The sequence below is a fragment of the Brachyspira sp. SAP_772 genome (assembly GCF_009755885.1).
In the GTDB taxonomy this organism is placed as follows: Bacteria; Spirochaetota; Brachyspiria; order Brachyspirales; family Brachyspiraceae; genus Brachyspira.
Genome location: NZ_VYIX01000161.1, coordinates 1 through 712 on the forward strand (window position 1 = coordinate 1; position 712 = coordinate 712).

1 pseudogene is annotated in these 712 nt (G+C 32.2%); it reads right to left on the reverse strand.

Going from position 1 to position 712, the window contains the following annotated elements:
• Nucleotides 1-18 precede the first annotated feature (18 nt).
• Nucleotides 19-712: pseudogene (locus GQX97_RS13250) on the reverse strand (6-phospho-beta-glucosidase); the annotation flags it as partial.

Consider the following 712-nt stretch of genomic DNA (forward strand, 5'->3'; position numbering starts at 1 on the left):
GATCGGAAGAGCATCGTGTTAGGAAAGGCTTCTAGTGTTTAAGTAGTTAGGCGTGGTATTTAAATCTGGATTTTTATATATTTCAAATAATTTTTTCTCTATTGCTTTTACCTGTTCTCCTCTTGTGCCTTTACCGTCTCTAAACTCTGCTAATTCTTCTCTTAGCATTTCATCAGTRAGATAATAGTATCTATGATAAGGACAAGGTATCATTTTTGTATCAAGCACTTGTTCTTTTATCCAAGCTATTTCAGTATTAATATTAGCAGGACCATTTTCAAAACCATCTAAATACTTCTCTAAAACTTCCTGAGTTCTATCAACACCTTTATGTATTACCTCTCTTCCCCAYAAAAAGTGATTTAATCCTCCGGCAACAAAAGTAATTTCTTCATCAGAAACATTCAATATTTCTGCTACACTTTTTTTCATGTTTACAGGAACATTRCAAAGACCTATCATTTTTATTTCTGGGTGATATTTCAAAACTGCTTCTGTAACTATTCCAGACGGATTAGTAAAGTTTATAAGATAAGCATTTGGAGATAATTCTTTTATATCCTTACAAATATCAAATATTACAGGTATAGTTCTTAATGCCTTAGCAAATCCTCCAGCTCCGTTAGTTTCTTGACCAATCATTCCATAACTTAATGGTATTCTCTCATCTCTTATTCTAGCATCTAGTAAACCAACTCTTAATTGAGTAGTT